This window comes from Vibrio neptunius (assembly GCF_000967495.1).
Classification (GTDB): domain Bacteria; phylum Pseudomonadota; class Gammaproteobacteria; order Enterobacterales; family Vibrionaceae; genus Vibrio; species Vibrio neptunius.
The window spans coordinates 1-791 of the sequence record NZ_JXXU01000057.1 but is presented as its reverse complement, the minus strand read 5'-3'; the positions used below and the strand labels follow the sequence as shown (position 1 = coordinate 791).

The 791-nt window shown below is 48.0% G+C and carries 1 protein-coding gene; it reads left to right on the top strand.

From position 1 onward, the window contains the following. Positions 1-772: LysR family transcriptional regulator (locus TW84_RS19650; protein WP_045977330.1), on the top strand; the 772-nt coding region annotated here is incomplete at its 5' end. Between the last annotated feature and the right edge of the window lie 19 nt (positions 773-791).

Genomic DNA, 791 nt, shown 5'->3' with positions numbered 1-791 from the left:
AAGGCTTGAAGAACGGGTGGGCGTAGCGCTGCTTGCCCGGTCGACCCGCATGGTATCATTGACGGACGCAGGTCAAATTTACTATCGCCAATGCAAAGAGCTGGTCAATGGGTTGCAACATGCCAACGAGCAACTCTCATCACAACACATCCAGCTCAGCGGGACGTTGCGTGTTAGCGCTGCTGGAGCCTTTGCCGAGGATTATGTGGCACCTGTCTTGATGACGTTCGCCAAAAAATATCCCGAACTCACAATTGAGTTGGATTTCAACACTCGGATGGTCAATTTTATTGAAGATGGCATCGACTTTGCCATTCGCTATGGTCGGCTCAATGATTCAGGGTTAGTCGCAAGAAAGTTAGCAGACAGACCGATGGCGGCCGCTGCAAGTCGTGACTATATTGAACAATTTGGTTTACCGACGCATCCTGAACAGTTAAAAAAACATAGCTGTATTATTGCTAACAGTGATCACTGGTTGTTTGAACAAGATGGTCAACCCTTGAGCGCAGTTCGCGTTCATGGTCGATGGCGCAGCAACAATGCCTCAGCGGTGATAGAAGCTTGTCAGCACGGCCTTGGTATCGCTTACTTACCCAAAAGCAGCTTTAAACATGCGCTTGAAGATGGAAATCTGATGCCAGTGCTGGAGCCATTTTGGGGCAAAGGCACAAGCAGTTGGATTGTGTATCAGAATCGACGATTTTTGCCCTTGAAAGCCAGAATGGCGATAGACTACTTGGTCAGTTATTTTGCCGATTGGCAAGAGTAATGCCTTATATGTTGGCCAA